At 73.4% G+C, this 16,963-nt stretch carries 11 protein-coding genes and 1 pseudogene; 5 read left to right on the top strand and 7 right to left on the bottom strand.

Features of this window, described 5'->3' with window-relative positions; all coding sequences use genetic code 11:
* The first annotated feature begins 436 nt into the window (after positions 1–436).
* The gene (locus ACFYPN_RS30510; RefSeq protein ID WP_358760595.1) at positions 437–1,183 is read left to right on the top strand and encodes a DUF4232 domain-containing protein; all 747 of its coding nucleotides are present in this window, start codon (positions 437–439) and stop codon (positions 1,181–1,183) included.
* Positions 1,184–1,451: 268 nt separating this feature from the next.
* Positions 1,452–2,909, top strand: a complete 1,458-nt coding sequence (locus ACFYPN_RS30515; RefSeq protein ID WP_389302727.1) for a serine/threonine-protein kinase — start codon at positions 1,452–1,454, stop codon at positions 2,907–2,909.
* Between the two features lie 213 nt (positions 2,910–3,122).
* Here the strand turns inward: ACFYPN_RS30515 and ACFYPN_RS30520 are convergent, their stop codons facing one another.
* The 3 genes from ACFYPN_RS30520 to ACFYPN_RS30530 all read right to left on the bottom strand — a co-directional run bounded on the left by ACFYPN_RS30520 (position 3,123) and on the right by ACFYPN_RS30530 (position 5,300).
* Entirely contained in the window at positions 3,123–4,016 is an 894-nt protein-coding gene (locus ACFYPN_RS30520; RefSeq protein WP_389302730.1) for an LAETG motif-containing sortase-dependent surface protein, read from the bottom strand.
* A gap of 371 nt (positions 4,017–4,387) precedes the next feature.
* A complete protein-coding gene (locus tag ACFYPN_RS30525) occupies positions 4,388–4,678 on the bottom strand; it encodes a hypothetical protein (protein ID WP_358760598.1) in 291 nt (96 codons plus the stop codon).
* Positions 4,679–5,063: 385 nt separating this feature from the next.
* Entirely contained in the window at positions 5,064–5,300 is a 237-nt protein-coding gene (locus tag ACFYPN_RS30530) for a hypothetical protein (protein ID WP_358760599.1), read from the bottom strand.
* Positions 5,301–6,893: 1,593 nt separating this feature from the next.
* Between ACFYPN_RS30530 and ACFYPN_RS30535 the strand changes: the two genes are divergently transcribed.
* Complete coding sequence (locus ACFYPN_RS30535; protein ID WP_389302732.1) at positions 6,894–9,089, top strand: hypothetical protein; 2,196 nt, start codon at positions 6,894–6,896, stop codon at positions 9,087–9,089.
* An 87-nt stretch (positions 9,090–9,176) separates the two neighbouring features.
* Here ACFYPN_RS30535 and ACFYPN_RS30540 read toward each other — a convergent pair whose 3' ends face one another.
* The 4 genes from ACFYPN_RS30540 to ACFYPN_RS30555 all read right to left on the bottom strand — a co-directional run bounded on the left by ACFYPN_RS30540 (position 9,177) and on the right by ACFYPN_RS30555 (position 14,121).
* Complete coding sequence (locus ACFYPN_RS30540; protein WP_389302734.1) at positions 9,177–11,066, bottom strand: hypothetical protein; 1,890 nt, start codon at positions 11,064–11,066, stop codon at positions 9,177–9,179.
* Between the two features lie 265 nt (positions 11,067–11,331).
* On the bottom strand, positions 11,332–12,660 hold the full coding sequence (locus ACFYPN_RS30545; protein ID WP_389302737.1) for a hypothetical protein: 1,329 nt from the start codon (positions 12,658–12,660) through the stop codon (positions 11,332–11,334).
* Positions 12,661–12,891: 231 nt separating this feature from the next.
* On the bottom strand, positions 12,892–13,542 hold the full coding sequence (locus tag ACFYPN_RS30550; protein ID WP_358762326.1) for a response regulator transcription factor: 651 nt from the start codon (positions 13,540–13,542) through the stop codon (positions 12,892–12,894).
* Positions 13,543–13,836: 294 nt separating this feature from the next.
* The gene (locus ACFYPN_RS30555) at positions 13,837–14,121 is read right to left on the bottom strand and encodes a hypothetical protein (protein ID WP_358762324.1); all 285 of its coding nucleotides are present in this window, start codon (positions 14,119–14,121) and stop codon (positions 13,837–13,839) included.
* 583 nt (positions 14,122–14,704) lie between these two features.
* On the opposite strand from ACFYPN_RS30555, the pseudogene ACFYPN_RS30560 reads away from it, so the two are divergent.
* Positions 14,705–15,061 (top strand): annotated as a pseudogene (locus tag ACFYPN_RS30560) (cysteine/serine endopeptidase inhibitor); the annotation flags it as partial.
* A 1,104-nt stretch (positions 15,062–16,165) separates the two neighbouring features.
* On the top strand, positions 16,166–16,891 hold the full coding sequence (locus tag ACFYPN_RS30565; protein ID WP_389302780.1) for a polysaccharide lyase family 7 protein: 726 nt from the start codon (positions 16,166–16,168) through the stop codon (positions 16,889–16,891).
* Positions 16,892–16,963: the final 72 nt, after the last annotated feature.

Raw genomic sequence — 16,963 nt, forward strand, 5'->3', positions numbered from 1 at the left:
CCGCCACCCGCTGCCACCCGCGGCCACCCGCGGCCACGAGGAGGCGTATCAGCGGGTCGTCACGGCATCGCCCGGTGCGCCGGCCCACACGGCCTACACCGTGCGCGCGAGGGACGAAGAACGGCCCCTCAGGTCTGTGGCTTCTTGCGGTGGTTCGCCGCGTGCTTGCGACGGGCCTGCTTCTTCCGCCGACGCTTCGATGACATGGCCACCTCCAGCAGTATCGGGATGGTCGGGAGGCTGCTGTTCCGACCGGTCCATGGTCCCAGCACCAGGGGCGCCCCGCGATTCGGAGATTCCGGGCGCGCGCTCGTCGGACTCGTACCGGCCCCGATCCGTACGGGCACTTCCCGGTCCGGTCCCGATTCCGGTGCTGTTCCCCCACGGAAGCCACGACGGAAGGTTCGGACGGCGCAGGACCGAGCAGGCGGGAGACATGGACTCTTCCTCGCACACCCCCGTACCTCCAACCGTCCACTCGGCCGCCCCGAGGTCCCGCGCGCGGGCCCCGCGGCACGGCGGATTCCGCAGGTTCGGCCTCGTCCCGGTCCTGGCCGCTTCGATCACTCTCGCCGTGGCCGGTTGTGGCGGCGGCTCCACCTCGACCGATCCGGCCGGTGCGAGCAGCTCCATGGCAGGCGGAGCCACACCCGAGGCGCCCGGCACGTCCGTCGAACCCTCGGCGGGCAGCCCCTCGGCATCGGCCACCGGCCCCTCCCCCTCCACTCCGTCCGATCCCGCCGAGCCTTCCGCCACGTCCGGAGCCGGTGCGGCGAGCGCCGTGCAGCGGTGCGCCGCCGAGGCGCTGACCCTGAGCCTCTCCCCCGCCGACTCCGGCGCGGGCCAGGTCTACTACCGGCTCACGTTCACCAACACGTCCGCGAAGGCGTGCACCCTGAAGGGCTACCCGGGTGTCTCGTTGATCCGGCGCGACGGCAGTGCGATCGGGGTGCCGGCCACGCACGAGGGAACCGCCGGAACGAGTACGGCGCTCGGCCCGGGCAGAACGGCAGAGGTCACCCTGCACACCACCAACCAGGGCATCTCCGACTCGCCGTGCTGGGGCCGGCCCGATTACCTCAAGGTCTATCCGCCGGGCTCCACCCGGGCGCTCACCCTGCGGACCGCACAACCCCTCGTCTGCGGCGACCGTTTCACGACGACCGCGGTGGTGGGCGGCTGACCCCGCCGCCCGGCCCGGTGCAGCCCCGTCAGCTGTCGGGGGAAGGCCGCCGTGCTGCCACGGGGCGACGGCTTCGTCGATCCGGTCGGGCGCGCACGATGCCGCGCTCGGCTTCCCCCGTCAACGCGCCGACGCACGTGGACGCCTGGACCCCGGAGGTTACGGTCCGGCGGAGTGCGGGGTACTCGGGTCTTTCGCGGGTACGCGCGTTCGGGGCGGGTCGGCGGCGACGCGCTCCTGGCCGGGGCTGCGACGCAGGGGAGAGGGAATGACACTTCATCAGGACCTGTTTCCGCTCGAGGACTCCGTTCGGGCCACGCCCCCCGAATGCTCCGCCGAGGTCCTGGGCGGACGCTACCGGGTGGAGGAGCTGCTGGGTTCGGGCGCCACCGCGTACGTCCACCGGGGGTTCGACCTGCGGTTGCGACGACCTGTGGCGATCAAGATCTTCCGGCCCGATACCGCCGTCGACGCAGAGGAGAACCTGCACGAGGAAGCGTCGATACTGGCCCGACTCCACCATCCGGGGCTCGTCACCGCGTACGACACCGGTCGGCACGACGACCGCGCCTTCCTGGTCATGCGGCTGGTCGAGGGCGAGACGCTGCGGGACCGCGTCGCCAGGGGTCCCCTGTCCCCGGCGGCAACCGCCGCGATCGGCGCCGGCGTTGCCGAGGCGCTGGCGCACGTGCACGAAGCGGGCATAGTCCACCGCGACGTCAAGCCGTCCAACATCCTGCTGGATGCCACGCAACGGCCCTGTCTGGTCGACTTCGGCATCTCCGGCCTTCCGGATGCCTCCGCCCGCAGCGATCGCGCGCCCATCGTCGGCACTGCTTCCTACCTTGCTCCCGAGCACGTCCTGGGCCGTCCCGTGGGCAGGGCCGGCGATGTGTACGCCCTCGGGCTGGTGCTCCTGGAATGCCTCACGGGCCGGGTGGAGTACGACGGAGCCCCCATCGAGGCGGCGATCGCCCGGGTACTGCGCCCTCCCGTCTTCCCCGCCTGGCTGCCGGAACCCTTGCTCCTGCTGCTGCGGGACATGACGTCCCCGGACGAGGAGGAACGCCCCACGGCCCGGACGTGCGCCCGCGCACTGTCGGCACTGGCCGACGGAGCGCCCGTCGGGGTCGTGTCGTCGGCGCCCGCCGCGCACGCGCCGACGCTCGGGAGTGCGCCGAGGCAACCGGGCTCACCCACCGGTCTCCGGCGCACCGTGCGGCGCGGGCGGCTGGTGACGGCCGGAGCGGGTGTCGTGATGGCTGCCGTCGTGGCGACAGCGTTCACCGTCACCGGTAACTCCGGCCCGCAGGAGGCCGGGCGGAGCCCGGCCGGGAACGCCGTCGCGTCGACCGGGACGTCGAAGTCGTCCGAAGGGGCCGAGCCGCGGAAGGCGGACGCGGCACCCGCACCGCCCTCCGCTCCCCGTCCCCCTGGCGGGGGCCCCGCCGAACGCGCGGACCGGGACGGTTCGGGGACAGAAGCGGAGCAGTCCGGACGCGGGGACCGCGCCTCCGATACGCCGACGGCAGCGGCGGCGACTGCAGGGACGGCAGCGACTGGGACTGCGACGACTTCTCCAGCGGCGGCAACGCGGGGCGGCCCTGGCCCGGGTGCCAGCCACCTCGCGCCCGGGCAGGTCAAGAAGGCGGCAGCCGGTGAGGGCCGAGGGACTCGGCCCACCGGCGGGGCCGCCGCGTGTGCTCCGTGCAAGAAGAACAAGTGACCCTTTGAACGTGCCCGGCTCGCCCGGTGGAAGCCGCCTGTGACATGTCGCCGGTGACGCGCTGCCACAAACGCGCACCGGAGCGAGCCCGGTTCCGCGCCACTGGACGCGCCGGACGACGGGGGGGAGCGCCGGATCGAAAGACAAGGGCCCAACGGCACTACACCGTTGGGCTCTTGCGGTCATGTCGTCACGACTCCTCGCGTGAGGTGGTCAGTTGGCGATGCTCTGACGGCGCCGACGGGTGAACACGAACAGCCCGACGCCGATCGCCACCAGTACGGTCGCCGCGAGGGCAGTGACCAGGGTGGTGGTGCTGTCGCTGCCGGTCTCCGCCAGCGTGCCGGGGACGGTCGAGCTGGTGGGCGGCTCGTCCGGGGTGGTGGCCGCGGGAGGGGTCGTGGAGGCGGACGGGGACGGCGTGCCACCGGCGGGGGTCTCACTCGGGGTGGGCGCCGGGGGGACGGTGCCGGGGGTCTCGCTCGGAGTCGGCGTGCCGGCGGGCGGGGGTGTGGTCGCCGCGGGCGGGGGTGTGGCCGGGGTGGTCGTCGTGGGGACCGGAGGAGGGGTGTCGGTGGGGGGCGTGGGGGCGCAGGCGGTGCCTCCGTTCCAGTGCGCGATGAGGTGGTCACCTATCTGGGAGTCCGGGTAGTGCGGCACGGGGGCGTCCTTGCCGTCGTACTTGCGGTCGCCGCTGTAAAGGTCGATCTGCCCGAAGCACTCGCGCGCGAAAACGGTCACCTCCAGCGCCGTCCGGGCCAGGTCCCTCGTGAGGACCGTGGTGTCCCAGCCCAGGAACTCCTGGGTCCCCGAGCTCTTCCAGTCCGGCCCCTCGGTGCTGTACGAGGCGAGAGAGATGGCGTACTGGCATCCTTCCGCCGGCTGCCCCTTGAGGCGTACGTCGATCCTGGTCGCGGGGGCCTCCTGGGCGATGGACCCACCGCTGAGCCAGTGCTGCCCGCGGTCCGCGGTGTACTCGATGCCGATGCGGTCGCACGCGTGCGCGTCCCGCGCCTGCGCGGACACCGCACCGCACAGGGGCAGTACGGCGGAGAGGCCGAGGACGGCGGCGACGCTGCGGGAGCGTCTGAGGAAAGGCGAAAGCACCTGGTGCTCCTGAACTTCGGAGGAATGAGATCGCGGCGGGGACGGACCGAGGGGCCGGTCGGCGCGTGCCCGGAACGTAGGCTCCAGGGACTCCGTCACCACCGGCTGCGCGGCACAGCCTGTCCGCCGCCTGCCCGGACATTCCACAGGCACCGAACGTCAGCCCTCACGGCTCCGGCCGAACTCTGCCCCTCCGCCGGGGGACGCTGCCCGCCCACGCGTTCCGGTCGCCCCGACCGGCGACCGCGGTGCGCGCCCCCCTCTGTCTCCCCGGCCTTCTGCGGCTTGCCCGTCACCCAGTCACCCCGTCACCCGACGGCTGTGACCTGCCCCCGGCCGGTCGCGGGCCGCTGACCGGTCGGCGGATCAGGTCACTTGTTCCACAGCGGGGTACCGTGGGACACGGCGGTGACGTAGTCGTCGCGGTAGGACGAGACAACTCTCTGCGCCTGTGCGGCGAAGCACCGCATGTTCGCGGTGGCTTGGTTCCACTGGTCCTTGTTCGCGTCGAAGAGCTCTTTGACGGAGCTGTCCCACCCGCTGACCGCCACGGTGTGGTCCGATGCGAATTGCTCGCCCAGTGCCTTGATCTCCGTCTGAACGACCGCCAGTCGGTCGAGCACCTCATTGACGGCGCCCCAGTTGATCATGTAAGTCGGCATGTTCTTCCTCCGGTTCAGGTGAGTGCGCGTGACATGCGGTCCTGTCCCGCCGACCGTTGACGCGAAGCCGACAGAAGTCGCTTGCGGGAGCTTGGCGGACCACGCCCGGGAACACCGTGCGGCCCGATCCGCCGGACACTGCCCGGGAACCTCCGGCAAGCCCTGCCCCGTCGTGATGTTCGGCCCACACGTCTGCCGCGTGGCCGCCCCCCGCCCCCGTACGTCCGCCACCGGGCCCGCCGACCGCCGGGCGGTCGCACGCGCTCGACATCGCTCGTCGCGGTGCGGGCGTCGCCGGTCGTGGTGGTGCGGGTAGTCCCGTGATCCCTCAAAGGCGCGCGGCAGCCATCGAGGTGGGGTCCGACCTTGATCCGCCGGACAGCTCTCAGGCGCCGGCGAGCCCGGCGGAGTCCGCCACGGCCGTTCCGCCCTGCCGGGCGACCGTGGCGGCCGCCTGCGTGCCCACCGAGGCCGCACGGTGGGCCACGACGTGCTCGCGCATCTGGTCGAGCACGCCGCCCACGACCAAGTAGTTACCGAGCCACGCGTCCATCGCGGCCTTGAAGTCGGCGCCCGCCTCTCCCACCCAACCGGCCCCCGCCTCCGCAGCCAGCGACTGCATGCGCGTGAATGTCGCTCGGTGGCTCTCCAGAGCCGACAGGTGGATCCCGCCGGGCTCATGGGCACTTTCGAGGCTGCACGCCTCAATTCCCGAACTTGCGAACATTTCGGGCCCTCCGTATGAATGGGTAGGATTGACGGAGCTTTCGCTCCGCACGATTCATCCTGCCCGCACCTCTGAGACGGTGACAGCTCAACGGGTTCGGCCTGCACGCTGGGACACACCCCCTGCCCCTGTGACCCAGAGGCGAACGCGGGGTTACGCCCAGCGCCATCGGGTCTGCCCGGTGGGCCCACCCGGCCGTCCGCGACCGGGCGGGCCCCGTGACCCGATCACCCGGTACCCGGGGGCCCGGATGGACGGGTGCCACGGCGCGCGTCCCGGCCCGCCGCCGGACCCGACGCCCACGTACCGGTTCCCCGGGCAGCCGCGACCGTGCCCGGGGCCGGGCCGCCCGGGAAAACAGATGCACTCGGGCGGTATGACGCCGCGAGGTGCGGTGCCTCGCGACGCCCGGGCCCTGGCGGGAATGGCCGGACCCGGCTCAGGGGTACGGGTAGGCGGTCCCCGCTCGGCGGCGACGGGCGCAGGAGGGGGCCCGGGGACGGCGGCGGTGCCCCTACCGCTCCTGCGTTGGATGTCAGCCGCAGCGCTGTCGTGCGGGAACGCGCGGAGGGCGCCGGGCGCCGCATCCACGCTCGCGCCGTCACGTGTGCCGGAGGGCCGACGACCGCTGGTGCCGCGCCCGGCCCGTCGGCGAGCTCGCCCGCTGAGGTGCCTCGCGGTGCGATCGCCCCCGCGTACGGGGAGATACACGGGGTCGGACTCGCACCGCGGGGCACCCAGTGCCCCTGCCGGCACTCGCCGGACATCAGGCGTCCGGTGGGAGCGGTCGATCGCGGTCGTGGAACCCACCCTCCGCTCCGACGCTGCTCGCGCGGCCCGGTGCGACTCGGCGGCGGCCCTCCGACGGGGAGAACCTAGGAAGGAGAGCTCGGACGATCCAGCGTCTGCGCGGCGTCGTGCCTGGTCGGACACGGGGGCTGCCCCGACTCCCGGTGCGCGGGGAAGCACCGGGGGCACAGTGATCGCACGGGCAGGTGCGCGAGGCGGTGGCAAGCCGGGCGGAGAGAGTCCGCACGGACGGGCACAACCCCTTCCCCGGAAGCTCCGAGAGGGTCGTTCCCACTCGTTCTCGCCTACTATCGGCCCGGACACCACCGAGCGGCGACAGGGGTCGGCGCGGTACGCGGAGTCTCGGTCGTGCCCGGCCGGCCCGGCTGAAGGCGCGACGCCTGCACGGCAGTCGGCGCCTTACGTCGCCCGAGGGGCCCGCGTCGGTAGTGCGAGGCCGCTCCGGACTCCTGCGGGTACCGCCCCGGACACCACGCCCCCGTCCGGTGCGGTGTCCGCAGGACGCCGGACACCGCTCAGGCACGACCACGGAGATACCGCGGATGAAACGCAGTCAGACGGCCCGGACGGTCCGTCCGCGCCTCTCGGCTCCGGCCCCGTCGTCGACGGCGGTCCCGGAGGTCGCGCACGCGCCGCACGGTGTCGCCGGGCCAACCGCGCGCTCCCGAGGAACCGCACTTGACGTCTCGGAGCGCTGACGGTGGCGGGGCCGCCAGGAAACGCCCATGGCTGCCGTCGAAAGCCCGTCAGGCGTCGTCGGCCGTAACCCCCGTCGCCGCATCCCCCGCCACCGCACCCACGCCCTCCGCACCGCGTGCGGAGGGACTCGGGGTCCGGCGGGTCAACCACGCCTGGCTGGTCCACCCGACAGCCGTCCCTGATCGCCGCTCCCTGCTGTTCGCCGCCGGTCTCGCCGCCGACCCCGAGTACGCCCTGGTGGTGGTGGACCTTCCGGACAACGTGCCGCCGGAGGCGGTCGAGGAGGCGGTGGCCCGTGCGGTGCCGGTCGGACCCCGCGGTCTGCGGGTGGTGTTCGGCCGGGCGCCGGCGCGGGGCGCCACCCCGGCAGGAATCCGGCTGGCCCGACGGCTGGGGCAGCACGTCGTCGTGCCCGACGGCCTCGTGCGACCGTCCGCGGGGGGAGTGCTCTTCATCGGCGCGGACCGGGGCCGGGGATGGGTGCTGTGCACACCGGAGGGACAGGTCCACTACGTTTCCCGCCGGTTCCCGCGCCCCGGCTGGGACGGGAACGTGCCGGGACGGCCCCGGCCGGTGGGCCCGGCCGCCGTCGCGGAGCCGGTGGGCGCCGGGGTGTGGGTGCGCCCGGTCCTCGAGGACGCCTCCCAGCACCGGCACCGCGGCCTGCTGGCGTCCAGGCTGCGGTGCCGGAGCGACGCGCCCACCGTCGTGGTCGGTACCCCGGGCTCGCCGATGCCCGCTGCGGCGGACCTGGCCCACTTCCTGCGCGGGCTGCGGGGGTCGCCCGAGAGCACCGCAGCCGCGCCGCGCCTGGTGTTCTACGGCCCTGCGCAGCCCCTCGGCGCTCCGCCGCCGGCAGGGGTGCTCGCCGCCCTGACCGGCGAACCCGTGCACGTCACCAATGGCTTCCCCACCGGCGATCCGCTCGTCGGCCGGCCCTCGGCGGACCAGGTCCTGCTCCTCACGGCGGAGGGAACACCGGGACGCCCCGTCCTCGCGCGCGAGTTCCTCCACCTGCCCCCGGAAACGCTGGGGCCCTCGCACCCCCCGCTCGCGACCGACCACCGCTGGCCCCTGGACCACCTGCCCATGCTCCGTCAGGGCCTGCACCACGGCGGGTCGGGCACGGTGCTCGAAGTACTGCCCTGGGGGCTGTGGATCCGGCCGTCCACCGAGCCCCCGCACGCCGACGAGGTACGCCAGGCCCCCGCCCATCCGCACCACGAGCTGGTCCTGTGCGACGACGGCGTCCCCGAGGCGCTGCCCAGGCTGCGGCGGATCGCCGACGACGTCCTGCGCCGTCTGCCGACGGGGGGTGCTCCGCCCGTCCGGGTGCGAAGCGGCGCCCGACCGTGGCGGATCGCGGAGGGTGCGGAAACCGCGGCGGTCGGCGCGATACGGCCGGAGGCGGCCGCGCCCGTAACGGCCGGGCCGATGCCCGCGCGCCCGGTTTCGCGCCGGGACACCGCCCTCGTCGCGCGGGCGCTGTGGCAGGAACCGGGGATCGGCGGCCTGCTGCCCCGGGAGACCGTCCTGGCCGGACTCACCGCGGTGCGGCTCCGGCTCACCGTCGCCGGGAGCGTGGGCGGGGCAGGGAGCTCGGCCGCCCCGCACGAGGTCGAACCCTCGGCGCTGGCCGCTCTCTCCCTGCTTCCCTTCTACGACGGGGTGGTGGCGCTCCGGGTGGACCTCGCCCCCTCGGCGCTCCGCCGGTACCGGGAGGAACGCGTGGCCACCGCGAACAGCGTGTGTGCGGCCTCCCTCACCGGCACGCCCGGACGGCCGGGCAACACGGACGTCCTCATCAGCTCGGCCACCGGCCGCCGCACCGCCCTGCTGGAGCCCGAGGTGCCGGACCGGGTGCTGTTCCCACCGGGGACACGGTTCGACGTCCTCGACGTCCGCGTGCGGCCGGGCGAGCGGGCGGTGGTCATGCTGGGCGAGCTTCCGCCGACGGGGTTCTGCGGTACCGGCCGCACCGGTGCGCCGGCTCTGCGCGACCTCGATGCGGCGCTGCGGATCTGGCGTCAGGACGAGGTGAGCGGCATGGTGCGCGGCCCGGTGGGGGACCCGTTCGCGGTTCCGCCGATGCCGGAGGTTCCGGGCGACCGGGACGGCGTGAACGGCCGGGCTCGCACACCGGCCCGTGCCGGGGCCGGTACGCGGCTCGGATGACACGAGGCACGGCTGCCTCCGGCGGGATCGCGGCGCCTCCACCGCGCCGCGGGCCGTCCGGCCCCGGCGGTTCGGGGCCCGGTCCGCTCAGGTGCGCGGGCGGGACAGCCATTCCTGCCAGGCGCGGAGGTCGCGCGCCGCCGCCCTGTCGAGATCGTCGTCGGCGGCCGGCTCGCCCGGAACCGTCTCCCGCATCATGAGGAGTCCCGGGGTGGTGTCGTGTCCCACTACCCGGAACCGGGTGCCGGGCAGGAAGAGCACCCGGTCCGGACCGTCGGGATCCAGCAGCCCGGTGCGGCGGCCGTTCACGGACCAGATGAGGACATCGGTGTTGCCCGGAACGTCGGCGGGCCCCAGCGTCGATGCCTCGCAGGCGTCCGGGTCGGTCACCGCTGCCCGGCCTTCGTACCACCGGCGCGTCCGCTCGTCCAGGGTGGCCCGCAGGCCGGTAGGACCACGGTGGACCGGGAGCATCCGCAGTCCGCGGTCGAGCAGTCCGGGATCGGGAGGGGGGTGCGGGGCGGTACGACCGTCCGCGTGCGTTCCGGGGCCGTCCGGTACGCCGTGTCCCGCCAGACGGCGGAGTACCGCCGCCAACGCGGCGGCCGGGTCGGGTTCCCCGTCGGCCAGTTCCGGGTGTGCGCCGAGCAGTCGGGCGGCGCGGGACTCCACGCCAAGCTGCCCCGCCGCCCCGGTGGCGGCCGGCGGCCACGCCCCCGGTCGGTCGACCCGCCGGGCCGGGGGCGTGGGGCGGCAGACCCCGAGGCGTACGCGGTCCCGCAGTTCAGGGGAGAAGGAGCGCACCAGCTCCCGTGCGAGCCGCTGGAGCCGGGGCAGCTCCTCTGCCGAGCCGGCGTCGCAGAGCACACGTTCCCGCTCGGGGTCGGGGTCGGCGTCCCGCACCTGCGGGGCGTGTACGGGGGCCGGCGACGGACGGATCCAGAGGCCGCTGCGGACCACTTCCACGAGGACGTCCTCGGCGAGGCGGTGAACGCCGGGCCGGATCTCCGGAAGACCGTCCAAGGGCCACCGGTGCACCGCCGCGTACGGCACGGGCGGCGGACCGGGGAACTCGGCCGGCGGTACGTGGACGAACTCGTGCGCCCACAACGGACGGCCCGGACTGCCGTCGGCTCCCACCAGCAGCACGTCGTCGTCTCCGGAACCCTGGACCATGCCACCGTGGAACCGTACGGGCTCGCCGACGGCCTGGGCGAGGACGTCGCCCAGGTGGCGCCCGCCGCTCAGCCGTGCGGGGCCGTAGCAGAGGAAGCGCACCGCCGACCGCGAAGCCGGGGGGAGGCTCTGCCAGAACCGGGCGATGTCCGCCACCGACGGGGCCGGACCCGCCGGGGTTCCGACCGCCACGGTCAGCAGATCCGCGGAGACCGCGATCCCACTGGTGAGGCGCGTCCGGTGCAGGTCCAGGTCGGGGTACTCCCCCGCCGGCCGCAGCCAGACACCTGCCGGGACGGGTTCCACCACGCTCCGCCCGAGCGACCGTGGGCCCGGGGGCACGACCGGCTCCCACTCGGGCTTGGGGAAAGCCCGTGAATCGGGCACCTCGGGCGCCCCCGGTACGCACCGAACCCATCCCGGGCCCTGCTCGGGACCTATGTGGAGGCCGCCCCCCGGAGTCGGCAGGGGGATGCCCTCGGCCGCGATCACGGTCCGGCCCAGGTGTTCGGCGAGGTACCGGGCGACGGCCACCGCACCCTGGAGCGGTGGTCTTGCGAACACCAGCCGCAGACCGCCTGTCCCGGCCGGGACGACCCGGGCGAGCCGGTCGAGGATCGCACCGTCCGCTCCGTCCGGCAGGTCGACGACGAGGACGGTGCAAGCGGTGTCCGGTGCGATCCGGGCCGTGAATTCCAGGGCACGTGGATCCGCGGGGCCCGCCGTGGCCAACAACCATGCGGTGCCCGCGCGGCGTGCGGTGAAGACCGGGCCGCCGTGGCCGGACCCGCTTGCGGGCACGGACGGGCGGCCGGTTGCGGGCACACGGGCGGGCCCGGGCGCACCGATACCGGAGGGCGGGCCGGGCGTCGCCGGAACCTGGGTCCGCCACGCCCCGGGCGGGGGCGCGGCGGACACCGCTCGGGCGGGGGCGGGGGCTGCCGCCCGCACTCGGCTCATGTCCTGGCACTCGGTCGGCCCGCGCCCGTACACCCGCGCGGGAGGCCGTCGACGACCGGAGTCGTGCGGTACCGGGGCACGGTGGCAGAGGATCGCCGGGAGGACATCACATCGCGGTGCCGCTGGACCACAGCACCGTGCCGCCCTGTTGGACGACCATGTTGCCGTCGGCCCTCAGCACCAGCGACGCACCGTCGTGTCCTTGGGTCCGCGAGGACCAGGCGGTGCGGGAGTCCTGGGTGTAGACGGCCAGGTTTCCGTCCGCCTGGAACACGGCCTTGGCGCCCTGGCCGACCGTCCCGGACCACCACAGCGGGGTGCCCTGCTTGTCGTAGAGCACCAGGTTGCCGTCGCCCTGGAAGGCGAGCACGACCCGGTTGGTGGACCAGGACTGGCCGGCCTCCAGCACGCTGGTGCTGTTCACCACGGTGGTCGTCCACTGCTGGGCGGGGGCGCTGGTCCTGGGGGCCGTGCCCGGCTGCGCGCTCGCGCGGGCCGTCGCGGTGGGGCGGGAGGGGGAGGCGGGCTCCAGGGACGGCGCGGTCGCGGTCGCCGTCGCGTTCGCGGGCACGGTCGCCGCCACCTCGACGATGGTGTCGTGTCCACCCTGGCCGGTGGCCCTGCCGTGTGACGCTCCCGACGCGCCCGGGCTCGGCGACACCTTCGGCGCGCCCGGACGACCGGAGGCCGGTGCGGCCCCGGCTCCGTCATCCGGCTGTCGGTCCTCGGCCCCGGCCTGGACCGCGGGCAGGGGCGGCGCGTCGTCACCGAACAGGTGGGGGGCAAGGAAGAGCAGCGCGCTGAGCAGCCCCGCCCCGGCAATGATCGGCTTGGCCAGGTGGCCGCGCGAAGCGGGGCCACGGGTGGCTCCGCCCGAACGCCCGCCACCCGAACGGCCCTCGCCGTCCGAACGGTCGGTGCCGCCCGAACGGTCGGTGCCGCTCGGACGGTCGGTGCTGCTCGTGCTTCCGGCGCGTACTGAGCGGCGGTCCCGCCGCCGTCCCCCCTCGTCGGCGGGGGCCGGCCCGGACGCGGACGTACGCAGCGGGGAGCCAGGCGTGTCGGCACCGGCGGAACCGAAGTCCCGTCCGGCCCCCGGGGCACCCGCCTCGCCCGCACCGCGGGGGGTGCCGGGGCGGTGCGGGGTCCAGGTCCCCGTCTCCGGGCCTGCGGCGTGGAAACCCTCGGCGGGATCGGTAGGGGCGAGGGAGTGCGGGAACGCCTCCGGACCCGCGAGGAGGTTGTCCCCCACCGTCGGCTCCTCCACCGGCGGAAGCTGCCAGGGCAGTTCGGTCTCCCAGACCGCCTCTCCGCCCGGTGCGCCGGCGAACTCGTCGGAACGGCCGGCCTGCGGCTCGCGGTGGTTCATCTCCACGCCCTCCCGGTCCTCACCACGGGTGAGGTCGTCGGTCATCGGCCATGGGCCGTCGGTCATTGCCGGGTCCGTCCCGGCCCGTGTGTCGACGGGGCAGGCGCGGCGTCACCCGTGTCTCTCGGCCGGGGAGCTTCCACCCACCTCACCGGCACCGGTCGCGCGAGAGGTCCACACGGCGCGCCCCGACGGCCTCTCGGCAGCCTAGGGAGGACGGGTGGTCGATGCGGGCCCGACCATGCGGGCCTGCACGGACGCACACCACTCCTACCCTTCTCGACAGGTGACCGCCGGTCAGAGAATGCCCATCCGAATGGCGTAGGCGACGGCATGCGTGCGGTTGCGCAGATCGAGACGCTTGATCACCGCCTGGATGACGCTCTTGATCAAGCGCTCCGAATAGCTGAGCTTGTTGGCGATCTCCACGGTGTCCATCCCCTCCGCGAGGAGTTGGAGTACGTCGAGTTCGCGCTGGGACAGCTCGACCGGCAGCAGTCCGGTGGGGCACTCGTCCTTCTGCATGGTGCGCATGCGGTCCAGCAGCATGTTCATCAGGATCGGCGGCAGAACGGCACGCCCCCGATGCGCCTCGACGGTCGCAGCGAGGATCTGGCTGAAGCTGGTGTACGGCCGCACCAGGAAGCTCACCAGACCGTGGTTGACCGCGAGTGCCAGCTGTTGCTCGGTGATGTGGTCCGCGACGAGCACGATGCGCAGCCGTCCGCCGGTGGCCTGAGCCGCCCGGCTCATCATGGACAACGTCTTGCCGCTGACGGTTGCCGTGAGGACCACCAGGATGTCGGCATCCTCCATCTGGTGATCCGTCACCAACGTGACCTGGTTGTCCGCGCCCAGAAAGGCGGCCGTCCCGTCGCGGGTGAGGAGGTCGTCGGCCAGGACGACGACCCTCGGGACGGGACGCACTTCGTCTGTGTGATCGGGCATGGGACTCCTTGTCGAGGGCGCGACACCGCGCGGAAGGAGCGCGAGACGGCCCGGCATCCGCACCATTGCCGATCGGGGAGGGGTCCGTCCTGTCAAGGACGGACCATGCCTCGGAGAGCGCGCTTTCCTTCTCTCGACTCCGATCTTCACAGCTCTCCGGAGGCGTTTTCGCCCAACCTGCTTGCCCATGCACGATCAAGCAGAAGCAGTGCACTGTCGGACAAGCCACTTCACGCCGGACGAACGTCGCGCTGGGAGCACCCACCGCTCGGTGAGATCGGCCCGACGGAGGCGTTACGGCCGGTCGGCCGGCGGTCGGACCGGCGGGGTCAGCGGCGGTACGCGGGGCGGTACCTGCGGACTCCCCACGGCTCGCCGCACGGGCACGGGCGAGGGCGGGGTGTCGGCGGTCGAGTCGGCGCGCGAGGCGCGCAGGGCGTTGTTGTAGGCGCGTCGCAGGTGTTTCGCCGCAGCGCACGGCGTCGTGTCCGCCGCGCACTGCCGACAGGCGCGGAGGTGCGCCTCGTAGGGGTCGCGCGCTTCACCGGGGGACGACTGGGCCGGGACGGTCGGTTGCATGGGGGTGGCTCCTGGCGGACGCGATCCCGCGGGCCCCGGAGGGGCGGGTGTCGGGTGGGTGCTTCGAGGGGAAGTGGGCGCCGCCCGACAGTGCCCGGACCGCGCCAATTCATGATCATCTTATTACTCCGGGCAGGGCGAGGCAGATCGGGGATCCCTGCACCAGAGGACTTCGGCCCTGCCCCGGACACGCTTGTGGAACGCTGCGGTCCGGCGCCCGACAGGGGTACCCCACCGGACGCACGCCCGGGCGCCCGCTCCCCCGGCAGCCCGCCGGAGCGGGGAGCGGAGGGGAGCGGGGCCTCCCCCGCCGAAGCGCCGGTCCTCAACCACCCGGCCGTGCCACCAATGGCCGAAGAGGCGGAGTGAATGGCTTGTGGGGCAGACGCTCCCGCCCATCGCCGCCCTGCCGTTCCGCTTCTCCGATGATCGGCCCAGCGCGGCGTCCGTGTCCGTCCTGGACCACCGGGACCCCGTGGGGCGCGCCGGACGGGGCGGAGCGTCGCCCGGGCTTCCCGGCCGCAAGCCGATCCGCATCACACGAGAGCGATCAGGAGATTGCGTGTCCATCCGTAATCGGATCATGGCGGGCGGTGCAGTCGCCTTGGTGACCGTCACCTTGGGAAGCGTGTCATGGGCGCTGGCCGACGATCCGCTCAGCACCCAGACCATCTCGGGTCAGATGACGTACTACAACGACAAGGGGTACGGCGCCTGCGGCACGCAGGTCGACGCGGCCACCGAGGACCTCGTCGCCGTCTCCCACACATGGTGGACGTCCGCGAATCCCAATGAGGACCGGCTCTGCGACGGCGTCGAGGTACAAGTGACGTACAACGGCAAGTCGATCACGGTGCCGGTCAAGGACATGTGCCCGTCCTGCGACGCCGGCCACCTCGACCTCAGCCAGACGGCGTTCGAGAAACTCGCTCCTCTGGAGAAGGGCCTCGTCACGGGTATCTCCTGGAAGTTCCTCACCGATGACGGCAAGGCCATCGCGCTCCCGTCCCCGTCCGGTGGGCCGGAGGGCAGCGCGGCACCGACGTCGGGCGGGACGGGCTGGCCCTCGCGGTACGCGGCTCCCTACGTGGAGACGTGGGGGTCGCCCTCCGAGCTGGAGAAGGCGCGGCAGGCGGGCCTTCGTTACGCGACACTGGCCTTCATCCTGGACGGCGGGGGCTGCAAGGCCACCTTCAACGGGAACACGCCGGTCACGGACGAGGGCTGGTTGTCGGCGGTGAAGGCGCTGCGTGCCTCCGGCGGCGACGTGATCGCGTCGTTCGGCGGAGCGTCGGGTACGGAGCTGGGGCAGGCCTGCGACTCCGTCACGGCCCTGCAGGACGAGTACCGGTCGGTCGTGGACACACTGGACCTCACGCGGATCGACTTCGACATCGAGGGCGCCGCGCTGGCCGACACGGCGGCCAACCACCGTCGCAACGAGGCTCTGGCCGCGTTGCAGAAGGAGTCGGAAGCAGCGGGCCACCCGCTGGACGTGCAGTTCACGCTGCCCTCCGGAACGCGGGGGCTGGAGGCCGGCGGCGTGGCCCTGCTGCGCGACGCGGAGAGCGCGGGCCTGCGCGTGACGTTGGTAAACATCATGACGATGGACTACGGGTCCTCGGTGGACGACATGGGGCAGACCGCTGTCGACGCGGCCACCAGCCTCCATGAGCAGCTGGCCCAGATCTGGACGGGGAAGACTCCGGAGGAGCTGTGGGCGATGGAGGGCAACACGCCGATGATCGGGGTGAACGACACTCCCGGCGAGGTGTTCACCACCGCCGACGCCGAACTCCTGGCGAAGTTCGCCGCGGAGAAGGGGATCCAGCAGTTGTCCTTCTGGGCCGCGGGACGTGACAAGGCCTGTCCCGAGGCGGGGAGCCTCTCGGACTCCTGCAGCGGCACCGAACAGAGCGACTACCAGTTCCTCAAGACCTTCAACACCGTCACCACGACGACCCCCGGTACCCGGACCGCCAAGGAGCCGGTCCGTGGACTCGCGACAGGCGGCAGCCCGGCTCCGTCGGCCTCGGCCACCGCCATGACCGGCCTCCCGGACAGCGGCAGCCGCACCGGCCCGGCCACCGCGGACCTCGCCGCCGGACCCGGCGGCGCGATCGACCTGTCGCGCTGGGAGCTCCAGGAGCCGATCGGTTCTTCCGGGTCCCCGACCACCATCTCGTCCTCGCAGCTGCAGGGAGGCTTCGAGGACCCGTACTTCTTCACCGACACCGATGGCGCCATGACCTTCTGGTCACCCGAGAAGGGTGTCACCACCCCCAACTCCAACTATCCCCGTTCGGAGTTGCGGGAGACGGAGCCGGGCGGCGGCAGCGCCAACTGGTCGCTCTCCGGCACCCACCGGATGAGCGCGACCCTGCGCGTGGTCTCCGTGACGTCCAGCGTGTGCGTCGGCCAGATCCACCTCGGTGAAGGGGGCGGGTCCACCAAACCGCTTCTGGAGCTGTACTACCGCTCCGGCGGCGACATCGTCCTGGGCACCGAGAACTCCCCCGACGGGGGGCAGACCACGCACACGATCGGACACGTCCCGGTCGGCGAGAAGTGGAGCTACACCATCGGGGTCTCCGGTGGCGACACCATCGACCTCACGGTCGACGGCAGCACCACCCACTACCCCATCGCCGACTCCTTCAAGTCGTACCAGCAGTACTTCAAGGCCGGCGCGTACAACCAGTCCGCGTCGGACAGCACCACGCAGGGGGCGAAGGTCGCGTTCTACGCCCTGGACGTCTCGCACGGCTGACCGGCCGCGCGGGACACGGCACGGGGGCCCACGCCGGAAGGCCTGGAGCCCCCGTCCGTTCCGCGGTCGCCG

The sequence above is a fragment of the Streptomyces sp. NPDC005576 genome (genome assembly GCF_042871745.1).
Taxonomy (GTDB): domain Bacteria; phylum Actinomycetota; class Actinomycetes; order Streptomycetales; family Streptomycetaceae; genus Streptomyces.